Here is a 21,755-nt window from a genome sequence, read left to right as displayed (position 1 = left end):
AGTAAGCAGAATCATCAACTTATGAATAGTAAAAATAGTAATTGCTAGTATTATAGTATTTACTACATTAACACTTTCTACAACATCATTAGCAGAACTTGAAATTTTGGGAAAGGTATAGAAATGCTCATTTTTCAACCAAAAGTTCACCTGAGCAATCCAGAACTTAAAGTGTTATAAATAATTCTTTCAATAGTAGGGGGAAATGAGAGAAGGAACGATAAAAGACCACACATGAAGTGAAACGCCACGTGTGGTCTTTTATGTATCGTCAAATATTACGAAGTCTCGCTAATTTTACTTTCACTATGAGTGTTAGTAGATATTCTTTTCTTAACTTTAAAGTGATAGTAGGTATAGCAAAAGATGATAAATGGTACAGTGCAATAGATTCCAAGTCGTTGTTCTGGGATAAAAATAAGACTGATTAATATAATGCCATACAATCCAAAACCAAGAATTGGTACGAGTGGATAAAGTGGTGTTTTAAATTTTAAGTCTTCTAATTTTCCACCGTCTGCTAAATAATGTTTGCGGAAAAAGAATTGAGAAACACAAATTGACATCCAAACAATAATGGTAATGACTCCGGAAATTGAAATGAGCCATAAGTAAACCGTTTCAGCAGCTACTACGCTTGTCAAAAGAGAAAAAGCAGAAATAGCTATCGTCATGATTAAAGCGTTGAGAGGAATCCCACGTGATGATAATTTCTTTAAAAAGGCTGGAGCCATTTCGTTTTTTGATAAAGACCAAAGCATTCGAGTAGCAGCGTATAGTCCTGAGTTTGCAACAGAAAGAACAGCAGTAAGAATAACAAAGTTCATAATATCAGCTGCATATGGAATACCGATATTATCAAAAACAGCAACGAATGGGCTCTTTGTTAATCCAGCTTCTTCCCAAGGAATTAAAGCAACAAGAACAAAGATTGCTAAGACGAAGAAAAACATTGTGCGCCATATAATATTTCTAATAGAACGAGGTAAAGTTTTTGCTGGATCTTCACTTTCACCTGCTGCGATTCCAACAAGTTCTGTACCTTGGAAGGAATAGTTGACTGTAACCATTGTTAAAAGAATAGCGGCAAGTCCATTTGGGAATAAACCACCATGATTTACGAAATTTGATAATAGCGGAGCGGGTTCGTCACCTTTTAAATCAATAAAACCGAACATAGCGGCGCCGCCAAGAATAATGAAAGCGATAATGGCAGATACTTTTATACTTGAAAACCAAAATTCTGTTTCTGCATAACTACGAGCAGATAATGCGTTAATAGTGAAGATTGTAACGCCAAATATTAAACACCAAAACCAAACAGGAATATCAGGAAACCAGCGCTGCATTGTAATGCCGGCAGTTGTAAATTCAAGACCGGTCGTATTCGCCCAGCTTAACCAATACAACCATCCGATTGTAAAGCCAGTTGCAGGATTGATGAACTTAGTGGCATATTCTTGGAAAGAACCTGAAACAGGCATGGCTACAGCAAGTTCACCAAGACATAGCATAACGAAATACATTAATAATCCACCGGCCATAAAGGCAAGTACGGATCCGCCAGGTCCAGCTTGACTTATAATAAAGCCAGATCCGTTAAATAACCCCGTTCCAATCACACCACCGAGTGCAATCATGAATAAGTGTCTACTTTTCATCGTCCGTTTTAATTCATTGTTTGTATTGCTTACTTGCGCCATTGTTTTCCTCACTTTCATAGGTGATAGAATAAAGTTTGATGTTTTTCCGTATTATGGAATGTATTCCGTGATGTGAAATCTTGTTATAATTTTCAGATAATTAAAAAGAAAAGTCAATATTTTTTTGTTTGCGTTTTCAATTCTTTGTTAGTGATATGTTTTTATTGTTAGAAAATTAAATAAATAGATTGATTTCATTTCGAATGTTTGCTAAATTGATAGTTAATTAAGCATACTAACATATTACGAGTAAAGTTGAGGCGAGTTATGGTACAGTCCATTGATCGAGCGATAAGTATTATTAAATTATTGAATTCTACAAATGAAAAAGAGTATTGGGCTATTTCTGATATAGCTGATGGAACACATCTCCCGGTTAGTACAGTACATAGATTACTTAACTCTTTAATGGAGCATGGGTTAGTTACACAAATTTCAGAGACAAAACAGTACAAAATTGGACCAATGTGGATGGAAATAGGGTTACGTCAATTGGAGAAGGTAGACTACAGATCTGTTGCAAGAGAAGTGATGAAACGTTTAGCTGCTGAAGTGGAGGAAAGTGTCTATTTAAATATTCCAAACGGAACACATTCTATTATCATTGAAAGAATTGATAGTCCTTTAAAAATTCGAGTTATCGATAATCTAGGGGAACAAATTCCACTTTCAATTGGTGCCGCAAATAAAACGATGCTTGCCAATATGAAAACGAATGAAATGGAACATATTGTAGAAAATTTACTTTCTTCATTACCAGAACAAAAGCAAATTCTTCTTAATCAAATAAAGCAAATAAAAAATGAAGGATATGCTGTCAGTTATGGTGAAAAAACAGAAGGGACAGCTTCAGTAGCTGCACCTATTATCGGATTTAATCATAAAGTAGTAGGAGCATTAAGTGTTGGGTTAATTAGTCATCGTATTAATGATGATCGACTATCTTTTCTTATTAGCAAGGTAAAACAAGCGGCTCATGAAATATCAATAAAAATCGGCAGTACATCAGAACTATAATTTTGATAGCTGTCGTCATTTTTTTATTCATATAATGGAATTAGTTTTCATAATGCGGAAAAATAGGGGGATTTATATGTCAAAGTGGCAATCAAAAGAACAATTGATTCAATTATTAAGCGGTCTTGTTGAAATTCCTAGTATTACCGGTTCAGAAGCTGAAGTAATATTGCCAGACTTTGTTGTGGAACAGTTATCTGATTTACAGTACTTCAAAGAAAACCCGCATCATTTACAAAAAAATCCGACAGGGGACGGACGATATTTTGTTACAGCACTAGTAAAGAAAAGCGATAGTACAAAAAATACTGTAATTCTAGTAAGTCACTTTGATGTTGTAGATGTACAAGATTACGGAGTGTGGAAAGAAGATGCATTTAATCCTAAAAAGTTAACATCTATGTTTTATTCTCATAAAGATGAACTTCCAGACCATGTACGTGAAGATATAGAACATGGGGAATGGCTGTTTGGTAGAGGAACAATGGATATGAAATGCGGCCTCGCATTACAAATGGCAATGATTGAACAAGCATGTGAAGGAAGATTCGATGGGAATGTTCTTTTATTGGCTGTACCAGATGAAGAAGTGAATTCTGTAGGGATGAGGGCCGCTGTTCCAAGACTGTTAGATTTAGCTAGAGAGCATAACTTAGATTATAAAACGGTCTTAAACTCAGAGCCTATGTTTTCAAGACATCCTGGTGACCAAAATAAGTATATTTACACTGGCTCTATTGGTAAAGTATTACCTGGTTTTCTTTGCTATGGAAAAGAGACACATGTAGGTGAACCTTTTGCAGGCTTAAATGGGAGTTATATGGCTTCATTAATAACAGCAGAATTAGAGTTAAACACAGACCTTTGTGACATTGTAGAAGGGGAAGCGAGTCCTCCGCCAACTAACTTACTTCAAAGGGACTTAAAAGAGGATTATTCTGTACAAATTCCGCATCGTGCAGTTACATTATTTAATTTGTTTTTATTAGAAAAATCAATGACAGATGTAGTTTCATTGTTACGTCAAAAAGTAACGAAAGTAGCAGAGAAAATAGAAGAGTCGTATGAAAAACATGCATATCGTTTTTCTAAATATAATCCATTTATACCACCTAATCTCAAAGTAAATGTATTAACTTATGAAGAGCTTATCACATATGCAATTGAGCAACATGGACAAGAAAAAATAAATCATATTCAATCTAATATTATAAAAAATAGAGAAGATAAAGATGATCGTGCGGTAACGATTGATTTAGTAGATAAATTAGCGATTTTATGTAAAGAAAAGGCACCGATGATTGTACTTTTCTTCGCTCCGCCGTACTATCCAGCTGTGAGTTCACGCAACAATCCTTTAATAAAAGAGGTAGTTGTAGAAATGGAAAAGTATGCACACTACAATCATAAGATTACATTTGAAAACCAAAATTATTTTGGGGGGATTTCAGATTTAAGCTATGTAGGCTTGCAGTATCCACTGGATTCAATGAGTTCGCTTGTAGACAATATGCCATTATGGGATAAAGGTTATTCAATTCCGCTTCAGGAATTAGAAGAGTTTGATGTTCCAGTATTAAATATGGGGCCGGTAGGAAAAGATGCACATCAATGGACAGAACGTCTAGATGTAAACTACGCATTTGAAACACTAATAGATATGTTACCGAAATGCATTGAAAAATTATTAGTTTCTAATAAAATTACACAATCATAGTAGGGAATAGGTAAGGGATAAAATAGAACCTTTAAAGAAGATTTGAATTAAATTATTTTAATATAATTAAAAAGCGGAACGGCCAAGCTCAATTTTATATGAGTTTGGCCGTTTATCATGTAGTGAATTTTTAATTAAAATTATGTGAATTCATAGCTAACGTAATCTCTTTTATAGTTTTATTTTTTAGTTTGACCAGATAGTTCAACAGACTTTTGCGTACAACGTTGCATAGCTGAAATAATCGCTGTTCGTAATCCTTTTTCCTCTAATGTTGCTACAGCTTCTATTGTCGTTCCACCAGGAGAACAAACCATATCTTTCAATTCACCTGGATGTATTCCTGTTTCTAGTACCATTTTTGCAGAGCCTAACACAGCTTGAGCAGCGAATTTATATGCTTGATTTCTTGGCATACCATCTAGTACAGCAGCATCTGCCATCGCTTCTATAATCATATATACATAAGCTGGTGAAGAACCACTTACGGATGTGACAACATCCATTAATTTTTCACTTACGATCTCTGTTTGACCAAAACTATTGAAAATGTTTAGTACATCTTCTAAATCTTTTTCTGTCACCATTTCATTCGGGCATAATGCAGACATTCCTTCTCCAACAAGAGCAGGAGTATTAGGCATTACCCTTACAACCTTTACTTTTTTATTAAATGCATTTTCAGTACTTTCAATACTTTTCCCAGCAGCGATCGTAACGATGATAGCATCGTTTTTGATTACTTCTTTTATTTCATTAATTATTGACGCGTATAGGTCTGGTTTGATTGATAAAATTAAAATATCAGCATTTTTAGCTACTTCATTGTTGTCGGTAGTTGTAGTTAGCCCATATTTTTCACTAGCATTTTTTAAATTAGCAGTGTTTAAATCTGAACAAATAATTTGATTTGAAGACACTATATTTTTGTTTATCATTCCGCCAATCATAGCCATTCCCATATTTCCGCAACCGATGAATCCAATTTGTTTATCCATAATAACTCAATCTTGCTCCTTTTATAATCAATTATATCGGTTTGATATTATTTTCTTAGAATAAGAATAACATCCCTGTGCAATATAAAGAAACATTCTAAGAGAATATATTCCTTTTTGCAACACTAAAAGATAAAAATTAATTATATTCGACATTATGTAAATATATACACTATAATTTAAGGTTTTATGTTTATGAATATGAGTTAAACTTATATCAATTTGTATTTTCATTCAGTAGGGCAATAATTTCATACAAGTAACTTGTGGCTCTATTTATTTTTAAAAATACCTCTTGACACCGAATCGAACTATATCGCATAATATAAAAAAATTAGATCGAAAATCGTTGAAGGGAATTAGTACATATGTCTTCTTGCGAAAGAGAGTGGAATTCACCGGCTGAAAGATTCCTCGTATAGAATGTATCGAACCTATCCCTGAGTCTTAAATGAAAGTTTAGGCGTTCGCCTGCGTTATAGGCACCAAGTGGATATCTATGTATATCAATTAAGGTGGTACCGCGGAACAATGACCGTTTCGTCCTTTTTATTTTATTAAGGGCGAAGCGGTCATTTTTATTTTGCTCTTAAATACTTCAGTGCTGCATTGATGAGAATAGATATAGTTGCAAAGTGGATGAAGTGTAAATTATAAAAACTTTGATTTTAGACTTGGGGGATAAAAAAGTGAAAAAACAACGAATTGTTGTAAAGATTGGAAGTAGTTCCTTGGCAGATAGTCATGGAGGCATCTCTACAGAACAGCTTTCAGATCACGTTGCCGCATTGGCTCGGTTGAAAGAAGATGGGCACGAGGTTGTGTTAATTACATCTGGAGCTGTCGCTGCAGGTTTTTCAGCGCTAGGATATCCTAGCAGACCTGTAACGATTAAAGGGAAACAGGCTGCAGCAGCTGTCGGACAAAGTTTGTTAATGCAGGCGTACACGGAGGAATTCCGTAAATATGGCATCGTTACTGCGCAACTTTTGTTGACGAGAAGTGATTTTTCTAGAAAAGAACAGTATAGTAATGCTTACGCTACGTTAGGAGAATTATTAAACCGTTCCGCTCTTCCAATTATTAATGAAAATGATTCCATCTCTTTAGAGGAGCTGACGTTCGGTGATAATGATATGCTGTCAGCTTTAGTAAGCGGGCTTGTTTCGGCGGATATGCTTATGATCTTTACAGATGTGAACGGGTTATATGACAAAAATCCTCAGAAAAATGCGGATGCAAAAAAATATTATTTTCTTCCTGAAGTTACGGAAGAAATTTCTTCTCTTGCAGGAGATGCTGGCTCAAAACTTGGGACTGGCGGTATGAAATCAAAAATCGATGCTGCAAAGACAGCACTCTCTCTTGGTGTGAGTGTATTTATCGGAACAGGACGTGGACAGGAAAAGTTTGTAGATGTTTTGAAGGGTAAGGGTGATGGAACGTATGTCGGTAATGCTCCTCAAAAAGAAATGAAGATGAACAAGCAATGGATTGCCTTGCATTCGCTTGTTAGCGGACAAATTGAAGTAGATGCTGGGGCAGCTACTGCCATCATTCAGCATGGTAAGAGTTTACTTCCAGCTGGTGTTACGAATGTATCAGGATTTTTCCAAGTGGGTGAAGTTGTAGAGGTTGTAACGCAACAAGGGCGCGTAATAGGAAAAGGACAATGCACATATAGTGCAGAGGAACTAAGAGATGTAAAAGGTATGCAAAGCCAAGATATTCAAGTAAGAGGCGAGAGACATAGTTATGAAGTCATCCATAGGGATCATTGGGTTTCACTTTAAAAAGGAGGAAATAAAAATGAATGAAGTGTTGGCAAAGGGGATAAAAGCAAAAGAGGTTGTTAGGGAACTTGTACTAAAATCTACAAATCAAAAAAACGAAGCACTTGCTGCAATTGCAAATCAATTAATAAGTGAAACAGCTTATATTTTAGAGGAAAACAAACGGGATATAGAAGAAGGTAAGGCAAAAGGGTTTTCTGATTCTCTCATTGATCGCCTTATGCTGAATGAACAGCGTATTGTTGATATGACAGAAGGGATTAAGCAGCTAATTGAATTACGTGATCCTGTAGGAGAATGTGTAAGTGCATGGGAAAGGCCAAATGGACTATCTATTCAGGAAATGCGCGTACCACTTGGTGTTGTTGGGATGATTTATGAGGCAAGACCGAATGTAACAGTGGATGCTGCTACAATTTGTTTGAAAACAGGAAACGCAGTCATATTACGTGGTAGTTCTTCTGCTATTCATTCTAATAAAGCGATCGTTGCCGTTATTCACAGGGCGCTCAAACAAACAAGCTTACCTCAAGAAAGCGTCCAGCTTATAGAAGATACAACGCGAGATAGCGCAAAGCAGTTGTTTACAATGAAGGATTATCTAGACGTTCTTATTCCAAGAGGTGGCAAACAATTAATCGATACTGTTGTGAGAGAAGCGTCTGTTCCAGTACTTGAAACAGGTGCGGGAAATTGTCATATTTTCATTGATGAAACAGCGGATAAACAAATGGCATTGGATATTATTATAAATGCAAAAACGCAGCGTCCATCTGTATGTAATGCGATTGAAACGATTGTTCTTCATGAGAAGTGGGCAGAGAAATATGGTAGCGAGTTGTTTTCTTCTTTGAAGGGTAGAGGTGTGGAGCTACGTGGTGATCAAAAAGCATTTGCAATGGATTCTTCAATTGTACTTGCTTCAGAAGAAGACTGGGGGACAGAATTTTTATCTCTTACACTAGCAGTGAAAGTGGTTTCCACTGTTGAAGAAGCGATTCATCATATAAATACGTATGGATCTATGCATTCTGAAGCAATTATTACTGAAAACGAGGAAAACGTCAGCAAGTTTTTTACTTCTGTAGATGCCGCGGCACTTTATCATAATGCATCGACTCGTTTTACAGATGGATCCGAATTTGGATTCGGAGCGGAAATTGGTATCAGTACACAAAAGTTACACGTAAGAGGCCCAATGGGGCTTCCAGCATTAACTTCTACAAAATATGTGATTCGTGGAAATGGACAAATTCGAAAATAATAATAAAAGACACTCAATTGGCTTGGGTGTCTTTTATTATAAAAATTATTTACCATACAAATAGCCCAACGAGCATAGCACTTAATAAAGAAACAGCCATCCCGCTAACAAGAAGCTTCCAAACATTTTTACCGATGACTGATGATTTTTCTCCGCCAAATAATGAATTGTAAGTTCCGTAAATCATACCTACTGTACTAAAGTTAGCAAAAGAAGCTAGAAATGTCGTTGCAACCGCAACCGTATGCGGTTGTAGCGACTTTAAGTTTGATTTTAAATCCATCATTGCAACAAATTCATTCGTCGTTATTTTGATCCCCATTAATTCAGCTACATACATAGCATCACTGCCTGATAAACCGAGTAAAAATGCAAAAGGACTAAAGATAATGGAGAAGATTTTTTGAATTGTTAACCCCGTTACAAAAAATCCTAAAATCCCATTTAAACATGCTGTTAAAGCTACATAACCAATTACCATAGCTAAAATAACGATAACCATATTCATCCCAACTAACATACTGTTTGAAATAGTAGAAAAGAAATCCTTTTTTTCATGTTTTGAAGGTGTGTAAACAACGTCTTCTTCTTTCGAAACTTCCACAGGATTTAATACATTGGCTAAAATTAATGCGTTAATACAGTTTAATGGGATTGCGCTGAAAATATATGTTGCTGGAACCATTGATAAATAAGCACCAAGAATGGATCCGCTAACGCTACTCATACTCATAATTCCAAAAGTTAATAATCGATTTTCTTTTAAAACAGATAATTGATCACGAACAACCGCAAGTGCTTCGGTGTTTCCTAAAAACATCATTTGAATCGAAAAGAAACTTTCTAACTTTGGTAAACGAGAAATCTTTGAAATAACTGCACCTACTTTATCAATAATCCAAGTTAAGATTCCAAAATAAGAAAGAATATCAAAGAACGTGATAACAAAAATGATAGGAAGTAACGCGCTAAAGAAGAAATCAATGTGTGGACTGTCCATAGCGGAAGGAAATGCAAATCGAATTCCTTCATTCGCACATGCCAGTAGCCAACTGAAAAATGACGCAATTTTATTAATGATAATACTGCCTAGCTTTGTGCCCAACATAAACCACGTAATAAAAAGCTCCAATATGATGAGGATTACAATTGGTCTCCATTTTATATGTTTTTTATTAGGCGAACATAAGAAAACGATTAATATGACAACGAAAATCCCTAACATATTTAATATGAAATGCATGTCAACCACTCCTTGAGCTTTATTATTTGTATATAAAAAAGCTCTTATTCTTCTTAATTTAGAATGAATGTGGTTTAATTTATATTTTTGTAAATTCTAAAAGAATAGAAGGTAAAATTCGATAAAAATAGAATTTAATACATAGCAAACAAGGAGGGGATAAAAATGGAGGTCTATCACATAAAGAGTAAAAAGAGGGAAACATACAACGTTCAGGTGAAATATTCGATACTTTTCGAATGTGCACTTGGCATTGCAGCAATTACTCATAAAAGGTTAATTGATACTCTTGAAAAGACTGAAAGTGAATGGAAAGGAATTAGACAATCATTAACAGATGAGATGGAAGAACACTTACAGTTTGTAGAAGAACATAATACGTGGAAAGCATTGCTTCAGTTATTGTATGAAGAGGATTTTCAAGATTTATCGCAGTTTAATTTTAAAATTGATTTACTTTCAGAAGAAGATTTGAAATTTATATGTTTACCGTTTTTAGGGGAGAAGTATGAAGAGAAAAGACGTTTAGCCGCAAGTAGAGATGTAACTGCAATACATGAACTAAAGGAGTTAACGCAGGATCATCCGTTTTTTTCTACTTATATTAGCTTTATATGTGATGTAGATGTACAAGTGCTGAAATCTCATATAATCACTGTAATGAAAGGTTGGTATGAGAGCATAATTAAGAATGAGGAAGAAGAAATACTTTCTATATTAAAACGAGATTATGAAGCAAAAAATGAAATGAATAAAAAGATGAAACCGGAAGAGTTTGTCGAGTGGGCAACTGGCGGAGTGAACTATATGCCAGAGCCAAGTGTTCATCACGTACTTCTTATTCCGCAAATGACGTACAGACCGTGGAATATTGAAGCAGATATTGAAGATACGAAAGTATTTCATTATCCAGTTGCGAATGAAAGCATTCATCCTGAAGATTCGTATGAACCGAATTATTTTTTAGTTCAAAAACATAAGGCTCTTGGGGATGAAGCGAGATTGCGAATTGTAAAAATGTTGTTTGAAAAAGAACGTACTTTACAGGAAATAACGGAAAGATTGCAGCTTGGTAAATCGACAGTACACCATCATTTGAAATTGTTACGTGCAGCGAAGTTAGTTGATATACATGACGGAAAATATGTATTAAGGAAGAAAGCAGTACAGTCGTTAGCAAAAGAATTAGAAGCGTTTTTGAATAGATAATATGCAACAAGAATGTACATAAAGGGAGGAATTTAAGAGAAAAGTTGGTGAGCTATAGTGAAGAGTGTATTGAAAAATCGTTCTTTCTTTTTTATGTGGATTGGTAGTGCAATCTCAGAATTAGGAGGGGCTTTCGGAACGTTATGTAATTCAATTCTAGTATATGAATTAACAGGATCGGAAATGGCTTTAAGTAGTATGTGGCTATTATATTTCATCCCATCACTCATATTGCAATTAATAAGTGGCCCATTTATTGATAAATGGAGCCGGAAGTGGATTATGATATTTTCACAATGGATACGAGCGTCTGTATTTTTATTACCTTTGGTGATGCTAGTTACAGGTAGTATAGAAGTTTGGCACATTTATGTTGTTCAAATTGTAGTGGGACTTATTACACCACTTTATACACCTGCAAGTCAAGCAATTACACCGAGCATTGTAGGGAAAGAACAACTTCAAGATGCAAATGCGTACATTGATGGAATGACTCGCCTTATGATGTTTCTTGCGCCAGTATTAGGCGGAGTAGTCATTCATTTGATTGGAACAGAACTTACATTATCTTTCGTATGTATTTGTCTATTTGTTAGTGGTGCTTTCTTATTTTATATAAAAGAAAATAGAACGTCGCAACCTATTCGGAAAACGTGGCTAGAACAATTTCTTCACGGTTTTACATATTTTTTCACAAAACCAATCATCGTTTGGCTCGGTATATTTCTTACTTTCGTGCAATTTGGAGTTGGGGTAACGATGGTCACAAATCTTCCTTATATAAAAGACGAGCTATCAGCGGGATATGCGGAATATGGTTATTTTATGGCCGGATTCCCACTTGGCTATGTAGTTGGATCTATACTAGTCGGAAAAGTAACATATAAAATCCGGCGTATACTTATGCTCGGAGGATTGTTTATAGGGGGACTCACATACATTTCATTAGGATTCAATCATAGTATTATCATTGCAATAATAATTGAAGTAATAGCAGGGATTTGTATTGCATTTTTCAATGTTCATAACACGACAATATGCCAACAAACCGTCCCAAATAATATGATAGGACAAGTATTTTCAGTGCGTTTATTTTTTATACGATCCGCTATGCCATTAGGTGTGTTAGTAGGGGGAATATTGAGTGAAATGTGGGGAGTAAGAGCGCTATATGTAATCATCGGTGCAATTATATGTGTTACATCTTTAATAGGGATGTTACTTCCATATTTCAAATTTTTAGATGAGGCGATAGAAAAGAAATCAGCATAATTCAAAAAATTAAAACTTTACAATTGAAAATAATTATCATAATCAATTATAATAGAAGAATACTAGTATTCGTATAACAAAGAGGGAGTGGGATATATGTTTATCGAAACGAAAACATTTACAGTAAAAGAAGGTACATCAAATATAGTTGTAGAACGTTTCACTGGAGAAGGTATTATTGAAAAATTTGAAGGCTTCATCGATTTAAGTGTTCTTGTGAAAAAAGTAAGACGCGGCGACGAAGAAGTTGTCGTAATGATTCGCTGGGAATCTGAAGAAGCATGGAAAAACTGGGAAACAAGTGAAGAACATTTAGCTGGACATAGAGCAGGCCGTGGTAAACCAAAACCAGATCATATTATTAATGTGGATCATGCAGTTTATTATGTAAAATCATCGAAAGCGGCTTATCAGCAGTCGTAATATATAAGTAGAGGATACATGTTGTAAAAGCAAACATGTATCCTCTTTTTTTATTACTGGGGGGATGGGAATGATAGAAAATCTTTCATTCATTTAAAAAACGTTCTAGGCTATAGAAAAAAATATTAGACTTATAAAGCATAGTCTTAGATGGAACGCTTGAATATCTTGCCTTACATATTTAAGTGTTATGAAAATGAGTCTATATACCTTCTGTTTAAAAGGAGATGAGTACATGAAGCTGAATCATTTAAATTTATGTGTTGATGACTTATCAGAAGCGAGACATTTCTTTGAAACATTTTTTGATTTTCAATTTTTGGAACAAAAAGGGAAAGCACTTGTAGTTATGAGTGATGAGAGTGGATTTATACTTGTGCTAAGTGATCCAAAAGCATTTAAAGGGAATAAGGAAGTTACGTATCCGGAAGCTTTTCATATTGGTTTTTTAGTGGATACTTCAAATGAAGTTGATCAAGCGTATAATCGTTTAGTAGCAGGCGGCATTGAAATAGATAAGGAACCTTATTCGATGCGAGGTAGTAGTTATGGTTTTTATTTTACAGTATTTAATGGCTTATTAATTGAAGTGTCTTGTCTTGATTATAGAGAAGGTAAGAAAGTTTCAAAGCTTAATAGTAATCACCAAGAGTAATCATTTGAAGGTGTATAAAATTTAAGTATGTATCATATTAGAAGACGAATTAAGAAAGTTTCACTGTAAAGTAAAAAAGACAGACTAATAAATAGTCTGTCTTTTTACATTAATTCTTCACATCATCATAAAGTTCAAGCGCCTCTTTCACATTCAATCTATTCTTCACAATACCATGTATTGCTTGAATCATCGCAGCTGGGTGCTCCGATTGCCATATGTTTCGGCCCATGTCTACTCCGATAGCGCCTTCTTGCAATGCATTGTACGTAATGTTTAATGCGTCTTCAATTGAATCTAGTTTTGGGCCGCCCGCGATGACGACTGGGGCAGGGCATGTGCTCGTTATTTTTTCGAATTCTTCGCAGTAATACGTTTTAATAATATCAGCACCCATTTCAACACATACGCGGGAAGCAAGTGCTAGAAAGCGAGCTTCACGTTTTTGTAATTCCTTTGCGACTGCGGTAATGCCGAGTACTGGTAGGCCGTAATCATGAGCTTCAGAAACTACATTTGCGAGATTTGTAACAGTTTGTGTTTCATAGTCTGATCCGACAAAAACAGAAACGCCAACGCCAATTGCGTTTTGCTTCACTGCTTCCTTCACAGGTGTAACAATTGTTTCATTCGCTAAATCTTTACCGACGACAGTAGCGCCACCGGATACACGCATAACCATCGGTGTGCTGCAGTTTTCAGGAATGCAGGAGCTAAGTACACCGCGTGTTAAAAAGAGGGAGTCTGTATAAGGAAGTAAGTTTTTAACTGTTTCAAGTGGTTGTTCTAGCCCGTGAATTGGCCCTAAAAAGTAGCCGTGATCTATTGCTAACATAACCGCTCTACCATCAGGTAAAATTGTATTTAATCGATTTTTAAATCCCCAAGTCATTCAAAATCACTCCTTCGTTAATGTTGGATTTTCCGTTTGTACCGTATCTTTATTTGGTAAATGTGGTGACTTTATAAAAACAGCTTTAAAAGGTTTGTCAGAATGGTTAATCAGATAGTGAGATTCATGAGGGCGAACTTGCAGGACATCACCTTGTTTAATCGGAACTCTTTCGTTATTTACATAGAAGTCTATTTCACCTTCTAACGCATAAAAAACTTCTTCACACGTTGTATGGTAATGATTTTGAAATTCTTGCCCAGGCTGAATGACAACAAGGCCAAGATCAATATTTGGACCTTGTATTAAATATTTCGGCCCGTTATCACCGAAGCGATAGGAGAAGTCATTTTCATTCGCTTTTAACATACAGTTCACTCCTTTATGTAATGTGTTACAGTGCACCAGGTGCAATCCACATATGTGTTGTAAGTCCTTTATCAGCTAAAGCGAGCTGACTGCTATACACGGTTTTCCATGTTTCATAGAATTCTTTGTATAGCTCGTGATTTTCAGTGACTGGTTCAAATGTATTTTCCCACTGTACAAATTGTTCGGCAGTCTCTTCCATAGATGAATATATGCCAGCGCCAACTCCAGCAGCAATTGCAGTTCCTAAAGCAGCCGCTTCTTTCACAACTGGTACTTTTACAGGAATGCCGAGTACGTCTGATAGAATTTGTGGCCATAGTTTCCCTTTAGCGGCACCGCCAGCAAAAACAACTTCAGAAGGGAATGTACCAGTAAGATTTTCAATTAGTTTTAAGTTTCCAAGTGTAACGAAGGCCGCATTTTCTTCAATAGCACGGAACATTTCCTTTTTTCCGCATTTGTCAGCGTCTAAACTTAAATTTAAGAATGAAGGTGCGGCATGACGCCAAGAAATGTAGTTCATAATGTTTGAAAAAGTAGGGATAATACCATATGAACCGACAGGTACGTCTTTCGCTTGTTCTTCTAATAATTCATAAGCGTCTACACCGAGTTTTTCAGCGAACTTTTTTTCTTCTTGGCAAAAAGCGTCTCGAAACCAACGCATAACGAGGCCAGGGAAAAAGGCAATCGTTTCATATTGCCAAAGGTTCGGAACGACGTGACAATTTACTCGAATTGCAGCATTTGGATCCGTTGTTGACTCTGTAATATTCACTTCCTGTTGCCAAAAGCTGCCGCCGCATATTAAAGTTTGATTTGGCTTTACGACTCCAGTCCCGAGTGCTGCCATTTGAGCATCACCGCCACCAGCGACGACAGGAATCCCTTCAAGTAAACCAGTTAGTGCTGCACACTCTTTTGTAACATTACCAATTACAGTGCCAGCTTCATTTACTTTTGGTGAAAATGGCAACGTTATACCACATTCTTTAGCGACTTCGTTATCCCAATTTCTATTTTGTAAATCAAAGATTCCGGACGTACAACCGTTGGAAGGATCGATTTGCAGTACGCCGCTTAATTTATACAAAATCCAATCATTTAACATCGAAAAGGATTGAATATTGTTGTAGATGTCTGGTTCATGTTTTTTAATCCAAAGTAGACGTGGTAAAGCACCCAATGAAAAAGTTTGCCCAGATTTTCTGTATAAATCTTCTTCAAGATGTGAGCGGATTTCTTTTAGCTCACTAACTTCAGCGGATGCACGGCCATCAACATTTGCACATGCCCATATTTCTTGCCCATTTTTATCATATAAAACAAAACCTTCTCGCATACTTGTAGCGCTAATAGCTTGAATAGAAGAGGGAAGTATATTACTTTTTTGCAGAACTTCTTTCGTACACTGTTGTACAAGTTGCCAGTTTTCTTTTTCATCAAAATTCATAGAACCGGGGTAACGAGGATCAGTTTTATGAACCCATTCTTTTTGGCTTACTGCAATTTGATTGCCATGTAAATCAAAGAGAACAGCTCGAATGCTTCCTGTACCAGCATCGAAAGCTAATAAAGTAGACATTAAGAATCACCTTCCTTTCTTAATAAGGAGAGCGCAGTTTCTTCATCAGTAATTAATGTATGAATAAATTTCCCTTTTAAAGCCCCATAAATGGCATCTATCTTTTGAGTACCTCCAGCCACACCAATGACATGCTTCATGCTGCGAAGAATCGTAAGTGGTGTGCCAATTAGACGATTATGATGCGAGAGCTCTAATAAATCACCATTCGTATTATAAAACTGTCCTAAAATATCGCCCGCCCCGTTTTGACTTCGAATATATGTCATTTCACGTAGCGTTAATTTTTCTTTTTTTACAATCGTAGCGTCTTGAGATAACCCGCCAATACCGACAACTGCCGTATGTGCAAGTGAAGCGACATGAAGCATATCTTTCACACTTGGTTCTGATAAAATACTTTGTGCCATTTCAGTAGAAGATGCTAGAAAAGGAGTAGGAATAATATGAAGATCACCTTGCATGTAGTGTAAATAGTTTTGTTTTCTTGGAAGATAGTGGTTTACTCCGCCTGTTAGCGTTACGAATGAAAGATTAATAGAACTTTCCAAATGAATGTTTTCTAGCATTTTACTTATTGTTTCACCCCAGCCGATGCCGAGTAAATCACCTTGTTGGAGATGAGTCTCTAAATATTGTGCAGCGGCTTTTCCGAGAGAAGTAGCATAATTGTCTATTGGAGTAGGGATAATAAAGGCATCTTTCAAGTGGAACTTTTTCATTAAGTCACGTTCAATGCTCAAGCAATGCAAACCGGTTCCTTTTACGTGAAATGTAACGATACCTTCACTGCGTGCCTTATCTAATAACCGGACGACTTTATTTCTTGAAATATGAAGAAGTGAAGCAATCTCTTGTTGTGTTAATTGATCTTTATAATAGTACCAGGCTACTTTAGTTAATAAATTTTCTTCAAAGTTCAGCTGTGACATACTCTTCATCCCTTTCAACAATTGACCAATGCTTAAACATATGTAGCATATATTTTGTTTATTCCAGTTGAAACGATTAATAGCACATTGAAAAAAGTGTTCTAGATATGAAAAAAGGAATATACAATGCTACAAAACAAGTAGAACAAATAATCATTTTCTCAAAAAATGTTCTGGATAGAGGCAGGTGACATCATGTGGAGAATGTGCCCTTATTACAAGTGAAGAAAATGAGTAAGGCGTTTTCGAATCAACTTGTGCTAAAGGAAGTGAACTTACAAGTAGAGCATGGTGATATATACGCTTTAGTTGGTGGCAATGGCGCCGGGAAATCGACATTAATGAAAATATTAACGGGGTTATATTCGTATGATAGTGGAGAAATGTATGTGAAAGGAAAGAGACAGCAGTTTGTAAATCCAAAAGAAGCACACCAAGAAGGGATTTATTTAATACCACAAGAACCGCTCATTTTTCCGCATATGACCATTGAAGAAAATATATGTATCGGGTTAAAAGAAAAGAAAAAGAAACTAAAAGTACAGATTCAGCAATTGATTAGCAGCTTAGGATGGGATATTGCCCTTAATAAACTAGGAGGAACATTATCGATTGCGCAACAACAGTTAGTAGAAATCGTTAGAGGATTAATAAGAGAAGCTGAGATTCTTATTCTAGATGAGCCAACATCGACATTAACAACACACGAAATTAAGAGTCTTTTTGTGTTGATGAAAAGTTTACAAGAAAAAGGAATTGGGATGATTTATATTACGCATCGTTTTCCAGAAATCTTTGAAATTGCCAACAAAGTAGCAATACTACGTGATGGAATGGTTGTAAGCCAAGGTGATGTATGTGACTATACATATGACATGCTGATGGAGGGACTATTGCCAAAAGGATATAAACAGAAAGAGAAAATAGAAGTAGTTCAAGAGACAGCAAAGACGAAAAAAATATTAGAAGTGGTTGATATAAATGGTCACGCATTCGAAAATATATCATTCACTGTACATGCGGGTGAGGTTGTTGGTGTTGCTGGCATTATAGGATCTGGCAGAACGGAATTAGCGGAAGCGATATTCGGATTGAAAGCTATAAAATCAGGTTCTATTTTATTAGAAGGAAAATCAATTGATACATGTTCTTTGCATAAAAGACTAAGTGAAGGGCTCGTTTATGTGCCGGAAGATAGGGCGAGAAATGGAATTTTCTCAATTGCTTCTGTTAAAGAAAATATTGCAGCAGCAACAAGTTTATATCAAAATAATCGCTTTTTTATAAATCAAGAAAAAGAAAGCGCTTTAGTTAATTCGTTTATAGAACAGTTCCGAATTGTTGTACAGAATATGAATAAAGAACTGGCATCTTTATCAGGAGGTAATCAGCAGAAGGTCGTGCTTGCGAAGTATCTTGCATGTAATCCTAAAATTATTATTCTTGATGAGCCGACTCGCGGAATTGATGCGAAAGCAAGGCTTGAAGTGTATGAGACGATAAAAAAAATGAAAAGGGAAGGACTCGCAATTTTATTAATCTCTTCAGATGTTGAAGAAATTGTCCAATTAGTAAACCGTGTATATGTAATGAGAAATGGGCGATTTGTTTCTCATATGGAAAAAGAACAACTGAGTGTGAATGAAGTTACACGCCTTGCATACGGAGGTGTAGCGGAATGAAACATATGTTAAAAATGCATGAAACGTCTATCATACTGTTACTACTAATTTATATAGCTATTGTAGGAATGATAAACCCTAGTTTTATTCAATTTAACTCGTTATCTTTACTGATGAAATCAAGCGTTATTTTAGTCGTTCTAGCAATTGGCCAATCGTTCGTTTTATTTACGAAAAATATAGACGTATCAGTTGGCTCAATTATGGGATTAAGCGCGGCAGTTTGCGGGATGTTGTTAACGAACGGGTATAATGCATTCATGTCAATTCTTGCTGCGATAATGCTTGGTGCTATTATCGGTTTCATAAACGGGATTGGCGTTGCAAAGTTTCGGGTACCAGCCATTATTATGACATTAGGGATGCTAGGAATTGTTAGAGGTGCAATGTTAATCTTCACAGGCGGGAAGTGGATTGAAGATATTCCAAACGATTTTAAGCAGCTGTCATCTATCATCATTCTTGGTTTACCTATAACTGTATGGTTCGTTTTTATTATTTTACTACTACTATACTTCTTTTTAAGAAAAGTGCCATTGGGAAGATACTTTTATGCGGTAGGTGATAATGAAGATGGCGCGAGGCTTATTGGTATACCTGTTAATAAAGTGAAGATATATGCGTTTATGATTTCAGGCATAAGCGCTGCGCTCGCTGGTTGCATATTTGTTATGAATATCGGGTTCGTCCCAAATCAAACAGGTACAGGATTAGAATTACAAGTAATCGCAGCCGCTGTACTAGGAGGAATTCATTTAAAAGGAGGAACAGGTTCTATATTTGGAGCCGCATTAGGAGCATTGTTTCTAGAAGTGATAAGCAGCTCACTCGTCTTTTTAAAAATACCAGCATTTTGGAATAATGCCATTTCAGGCTTTTTATTATTACTCATCATCATATTAGATAGTGTTATGAGAAAGTGGAAGGCAAAAAGGAGGATGAATCTATGAAGTATTTATATAGATGGGAAGGGGTTCTAATTGTAATACTTCTTATAGAATTCATCCTTTTTAGTTTTATAAATAGTGATTTCTTAAATATTAGTAATCTCCTTTTTAGTACAAATGATTTCCTATTTATCGCAATTGCGGCGATACCAATGACTTTCGTTATTGTAACAGGAGGAATTGATGTATCGGTCGGATCAATAATGGGGCTCACTTCGATCTTGATTGGTGTACTTTGGATGAACGGAATACCTATTTTGTTTGCTGTCATAATCGCCCTAATAATTAGTTGTTTAGCAGGAGCTTTAAATGGACTCATTATAAAAATGACAGATGTAGAACCACTAGTCGTTACACTCGGAACGATGTTTTTATACGGAGGAATTGCGCTTGTCATTTCAGGAGGGGCGGGTGCTTCTGGATATGAAGGGATAAGCGGTTTACCTGATACTTATGTACAACTAGCAAATGGTAGTTTTATAGGAATACCCAATTTATTATGGTTACTTATTTCATTAACAATTGTATACACAATTTTGTTTCACCGAACGATATATGGACGCTACGTAAAATTAACAGGTGCGAATGAAAATACAGCAAAATACACCGGGATTAAGACGAAGAAAGTAGTAATCATTGCTTACATACTTTCTGGGTTAGGAGGTGGATTAGGGGGAGTTTTCTTAACTGCATATTTCGGTTCTGCACGTGCTGATATAGGAAGTGAAACAATATTACCAATCATTACAGCAGTCGTATTAGGCGGGACACTTATTACAGGTGGAAAAGGAAGTATTTTCGGTACTGTACTTGCAAGTATTTTTATAGGCCTTATGCAATATGGCCTACAAATGACAGGCTTAACAAATGAACAATCAAATGTCGTAATAGGTATTATCCTTATTCTTTCAGTTATTATGAGACATTTCAAATTACATCAATTTTTAGCGGGGAAAAGACAGAGTTGGCATAAGGGGGAAATGTCATGAAGAGAAAACTGGGGATTGTATTGATTGTATGTATTTGTTTAATAGGTTTAATCGCTTGTTCCAGTCAAACGGCAGATAAGAAAAAAGCGGATGATGTGAAATTTGCATTTATCCCGAAATTAACTGGAGTTGGCTTCTTTACATCGGGCGGTGAAGGAGCAAAGGAGATGGGAGATAAGCTAGGCGTACAAGTGAAATATGATGGGCCGTCTGAAGCGAGTGTATCAGGGCAAGTAAAGTATATAAATAATTTTATTAACCAAAATTATGATGCACTTATGGTTTCCTCTACATCAGTTGATGGTTTATCGCAATCATTGCAACGTGCTAAGAAAAAAGGAATGACTGTCTTAACGTGGGATTCTGATGTGAATCCCAAAGACCGTTCTTTTTATATAAGTCAAGGGACACCAGACCAACTTGCTAACTTATTAATTGAAATGACTTCCAAGCAAATTGGAGATAAAGGGAAAGTAGCGTTCTTTTATTCTAGTCCAACAGTAACGGATCAAAACCAATGGGTAACGAAAGCGAAAGAAATTATTAAAAAGAAATATCCGAACTGGGAAATTGTAACGACGCAGTACGGTGAAAATAATGCACAAAAATCTTTATCCGTAGGGGAGAACATATTAAAAACGTATCCAGATATTAACGCAGTTATTTGTCCAGATGCAACAGCACTCCCAGCCATGGCGCAAGCAGCTGAAAACTTAAAAATGGATAAAAAAGTAGTGGTAACTGGATTTTCTACACCGAACGTTATGCGTGATTATGTAAAACGAGGAACAGTACAACAATTCGGATTATGGGATGTCAAACAGCAAGGTGCGTTGGCAACTTATGTAGCAAATGAGATTGTTGTAAAAGGAAAGAAGTTAAAAGTAGGGGATAGCTTTGAAGTAAAAGGAATCGGAAAAGTGAAAGTAGAGCCAAACTCCATTCAAGGATATGATTATGAGGCAGAAGGAAACGGAATTATCGTATTGCCAGAACGAGTTGTATTTACGAAAGATAATATTGATAAGTATAATTTTTAGTAGACAAAAAAACGTCCGAATA

The 21,755-nt window shown here is 35.9% G+C and carries 19 protein-coding genes and 1 other annotated feature; of the genes, 12 read left to right on the top strand and 7 right to left on the bottom strand.

Features of this window, described 5'->3' with window-relative positions; genetic code table 11:
• Positions 1-278 precede the first annotated feature (278 nt).
• Entirely contained in the window at positions 279-1,703 is a 1,425-nt protein-coding gene (locus tag ACUXVC_RS15015) for an amino acid permease (RefSeq protein ID WP_446025733.1), read from the bottom strand.
• Between the two features lie 267 nt (positions 1,704-1,970).
• Between ACUXVC_RS15015 and ACUXVC_RS15010 the strand changes: the two genes are divergently transcribed.
• Both ACUXVC_RS15010 and ACUXVC_RS15005 read left to right on the top strand, forming a co-directional pair.
• Positions 1,971-2,720 carry an IclR family transcriptional regulator gene (locus tag ACUXVC_RS15010; RefSeq protein ID WP_000250751.1) on the top strand — a complete coding sequence of 250 codons (750 nt, stop codon included), beginning with the start codon at positions 1,971-1,973 and terminating at the stop codon, positions 2,718-2,720.
• A 52-nt stretch (positions 2,721-2,772) separates the two neighbouring features.
• Positions 2,773-4,437, top strand: a complete 1,665-nt coding sequence (locus ACUXVC_RS15005) for a M20/M25/M40 family metallo-hydrolase (RefSeq protein WP_140155489.1) — start codon at positions 2,773-2,775, stop codon at positions 4,435-4,437.
• Between the two features lie 179 nt (positions 4,438-4,616).
• Here ACUXVC_RS15005 and proC read toward each other — a convergent pair whose 3' ends face one another.
• Positions 4,617-5,435 (bottom strand): pyrroline-5-carboxylate reductase, encoded by an 819-nt coding sequence (gene proC, locus ACUXVC_RS15000; RefSeq protein ID WP_000360725.1) that lies wholly within the window; start codon positions 5,433-5,435, stop codon positions 4,617-4,619.
• 340 nt (positions 5,436-5,775) lie between these two features.
• Positions 5,776-5,986 (top strand) — a binding site (T-box leader).
• A gap of 138 nt (positions 5,987-6,124) precedes the next feature.
• Between proC and proB the strand changes: the two genes are divergently transcribed.
• Positions 6,125-7,228: a glutamate 5-kinase gene (gene proB / locus ACUXVC_RS14995; RefSeq protein ID WP_000744736.1), complete on the top strand. Its 1,104-nt coding sequence runs from the start codon at positions 6,125-6,127 to the stop codon at positions 7,226-7,228.
• 16 nt (positions 7,229-7,244) lie between these two features.
• A complete protein-coding gene (locus ACUXVC_RS14990; protein WP_001006624.1) occupies positions 7,245-8,492 on the top strand; it encodes a glutamate-5-semialdehyde dehydrogenase in 1,248 nt (415 codons plus the stop codon).
• Between the two features lie 49 nt (positions 8,493-8,541).
• On the opposite strand, the gene ACUXVC_RS14985 is transcribed toward ACUXVC_RS14990, so the two are convergent.
• Positions 8,542-9,735 (bottom strand): NupC/NupG family nucleoside CNT transporter, encoded by a 1,194-nt coding sequence (locus tag ACUXVC_RS14985; protein WP_000545482.1) that lies wholly within the window; start codon positions 9,733-9,735, stop codon positions 8,542-8,544.
• A gap of 165 nt (positions 9,736-9,900) precedes the next feature.
• Between ACUXVC_RS14985 and ACUXVC_RS14980 the strand changes: the two genes are divergently transcribed.
• The 4 genes from ACUXVC_RS14980 (at position 9,901) to ACUXVC_RS14965 (ending at position 13,294) form a co-directional block, all read left to right on the top strand.
• Complete coding sequence (locus ACUXVC_RS14980) at positions 9,901-10,944, top strand: ArsR/SmtB family transcription factor (protein ID WP_095690654.1); 1,044 nt, start codon at positions 9,901-9,903, stop codon at positions 10,942-10,944.
• A 57-nt stretch (positions 10,945-11,001) separates the two neighbouring features.
• Positions 11,002-12,216 (top strand): MFS transporter, encoded by a 1,215-nt coding sequence (locus tag ACUXVC_RS14975; RefSeq protein WP_144465302.1) that lies wholly within the window; start codon positions 11,002-11,004, stop codon positions 12,214-12,216.
• Between the two features lie 96 nt (positions 12,217-12,312).
• Complete coding sequence (gene hmoA, locus ACUXVC_RS14970) at positions 12,313-12,639, top strand: heme-degrading monooxygenase HmoA (protein WP_000469496.1); 327 nt, start codon at positions 12,313-12,315, stop codon at positions 12,637-12,639.
• A gap of 235 nt (positions 12,640-12,874) precedes the next feature.
• Positions 12,875-13,294: a VOC family protein gene (locus ACUXVC_RS14965; protein WP_000773084.1), complete on the top strand. Its 420-nt coding sequence runs from the start codon at positions 12,875-12,877 to the stop codon at positions 13,292-13,294.
• 109 nt (positions 13,295-13,403) lie between these two features.
• Here ACUXVC_RS14965 and lsrF read toward each other — a convergent pair whose 3' ends face one another.
• From lsrF to ACUXVC_RS14945, 4 genes are read right to left on the bottom strand one after another with little or no spacing between them, the layout of a single operon-like run.
• On the bottom strand, positions 13,404-14,186 hold the full coding sequence (lsrF, locus tag ACUXVC_RS14960) for a 3-hydroxy-5-phosphonooxypentane-2,4-dione thiolase (protein WP_144465301.1): 783 nt from the start codon (positions 14,184-14,186) through the stop codon (positions 13,404-13,406).
• A 6-nt stretch (positions 14,187-14,192) separates the two neighbouring features.
• The gene (locus ACUXVC_RS14955) at positions 14,193-14,555 is read right to left on the bottom strand and encodes a cupin domain-containing protein (RefSeq protein WP_000909986.1); all 363 of its coding nucleotides are present in this window, start codon (positions 14,553-14,555) and stop codon (positions 14,193-14,195) included.
• Between the two features lie 25 nt (positions 14,556-14,580).
• Positions 14,581-16,143: an autoinducer-2 kinase gene (gene lsrK / locus ACUXVC_RS14950; RefSeq protein WP_000105700.1), complete on the bottom strand. Its 1,563-nt coding sequence runs from the start codon at positions 16,141-16,143 to the stop codon at positions 14,581-14,583.
• Entirely contained in the window at positions 16,143-17,093 is a 951-nt protein-coding gene (locus tag ACUXVC_RS14945; RefSeq protein ID WP_003270894.1) for a sugar-binding transcriptional regulator, read from the bottom strand. Before ACUXVC_RS14945 ends, lsrK begins: the two co-directional genes overlap by 1 nt.
• A 179-nt stretch (positions 17,094-17,272) precedes the next feature.
• Between ACUXVC_RS14945 and ACUXVC_RS14940 the strand changes: the two genes are divergently transcribed.
• The 4 genes from ACUXVC_RS14940 to lsrB are packed head-to-tail and all read left to right on the top strand — an operon-like array spanning position 17,273 to position 21,733.
• Complete coding sequence (locus ACUXVC_RS14940; protein ID WP_141544810.1) at positions 17,273-18,757, top strand: sugar ABC transporter ATP-binding protein; 1,485 nt, start codon at positions 17,273-17,275, stop codon at positions 18,755-18,757.
• Positions 18,754-19,707: an ABC transporter permease subunit gene (locus tag ACUXVC_RS14935; RefSeq protein WP_000682140.1), complete on the top strand. Its 954-nt coding sequence runs from the start codon at positions 18,754-18,756 to the stop codon at positions 19,705-19,707. Before ACUXVC_RS14940 ends, ACUXVC_RS14935 begins: the two co-directional genes overlap by 4 nt.
• Entirely contained in the window at positions 19,704-20,693 is a 990-nt protein-coding gene (locus ACUXVC_RS14930) for an ABC transporter permease (RefSeq protein ID WP_144465300.1), read from the top strand. Before ACUXVC_RS14935 ends, ACUXVC_RS14930 begins: the two co-directional genes overlap by 4 nt.
• Complete coding sequence (lsrB, locus tag ACUXVC_RS14925) at positions 20,690-21,733, top strand: autoinducer 2 ABC transporter substrate-binding protein LsrB (RefSeq protein ID WP_000823652.1); 1,044 nt, start codon at positions 20,690-20,692, stop codon at positions 21,731-21,733. The genes ACUXVC_RS14930 and lsrB overlap by 4 nt, the downstream gene beginning before the upstream one ends.
• Positions 21,734-21,755: the final 22 nt, after the last annotated feature.

Source organism: Bacillus sp. N6, assembly GCF_052805735.1.
The sequence above is the reverse complement of the archived record's forward strand: the minus strand, read 5'-3'. Positions and strand labels throughout refer to the sequence as shown.

What these genes read in the sequence shown, in the direction of transcription:
- lsrF (WP_144465301.1), bottom strand. Translation starts at nt 14,186, where the DNA reads ATGACTTGGGGATTTAAAAATCGATTAAATACAATTTTACCTGATGGT.
- proC (WP_000360725.1), bottom strand. Translation starts at nt 5,435, where the DNA reads ATGGATAAACAAATTGGATTCATCGGTTGCGGAAATATGGGAATGGCT.
- ACUXVC_RS14955 (WP_000909986.1), bottom strand. Translation starts at nt 14,555, where the DNA reads ATGTTAAAAGCGAATGAAAATGACTTCTCCTATCGCTTCGGTGATAAC.
- ACUXVC_RS14930 (WP_144465300.1), top strand. Translation starts at nt 19,704, where the DNA reads ATGAAGTATTTATATAGATGGGAAGGGGTTCTAATTGTAATACTTCTT.
- ACUXVC_RS14935 (WP_000682140.1), top strand. Translation starts at nt 18,754, where the DNA reads ATGAAACATATGTTAAAAATGCATGAAACGTCTATCATACTGTTACTA.
- ACUXVC_RS15010 (WP_000250751.1), top strand. Translation starts at nt 1,971, where the DNA reads ATGGTACAGTCCATTGATCGAGCGATAAGTATTATTAAATTATTGAAT.
- ACUXVC_RS15005 (WP_140155489.1), top strand. Translation starts at nt 2,773, where the DNA reads ATGCGGAAAAATAGGGGGATTTATATGTCAAAGTGGCAATCAAAAGAA.
- ACUXVC_RS14990 (WP_001006624.1), top strand. Translation starts at nt 7,245, where the DNA reads ATGAATGAAGTGTTGGCAAAGGGGATAAAAGCAAAAGAGGTTGTTAGG.
- lsrK (WP_000105700.1), bottom strand. Translation starts at nt 16,143, where the DNA reads ATGTCTACTTTATTAGCTTTCGATGCTGGTACAGGAAGCATTCGAGCT.
- hmoA (WP_000469496.1), top strand. Translation starts at nt 12,313, where the DNA reads ATGTTTATCGAAACGAAAACATTTACAGTAAAAGAAGGTACATCAAAT.
- lsrB (WP_000823652.1), top strand. Translation starts at nt 20,690, where the DNA reads ATGAAGAGAAAACTGGGGATTGTATTGATTGTATGTATTTGTTTAATA.
- ACUXVC_RS14985 (WP_000545482.1), bottom strand. Translation starts at nt 9,735, where the DNA reads ATGCATTTCATATTAAATATGTTAGGGATTTTCGTTGTCATATTAATC.
- ACUXVC_RS15015 (WP_446025733.1), bottom strand. Translation starts at nt 1,703, where the DNA reads ATGGCGCAAGTAAGCAATACAAACAATGAATTAAAACGGACGATGAAA.
- ACUXVC_RS14965 (WP_000773084.1), top strand. Translation starts at nt 12,875, where the DNA reads ATGAAGCTGAATCATTTAAATTTATGTGTTGATGACTTATCAGAAGCG.
- ACUXVC_RS14980 (WP_095690654.1), top strand. Translation starts at nt 9,901, where the DNA reads ATGGAGGTCTATCACATAAAGAGTAAAAAGAGGGAAACATACAACGTT.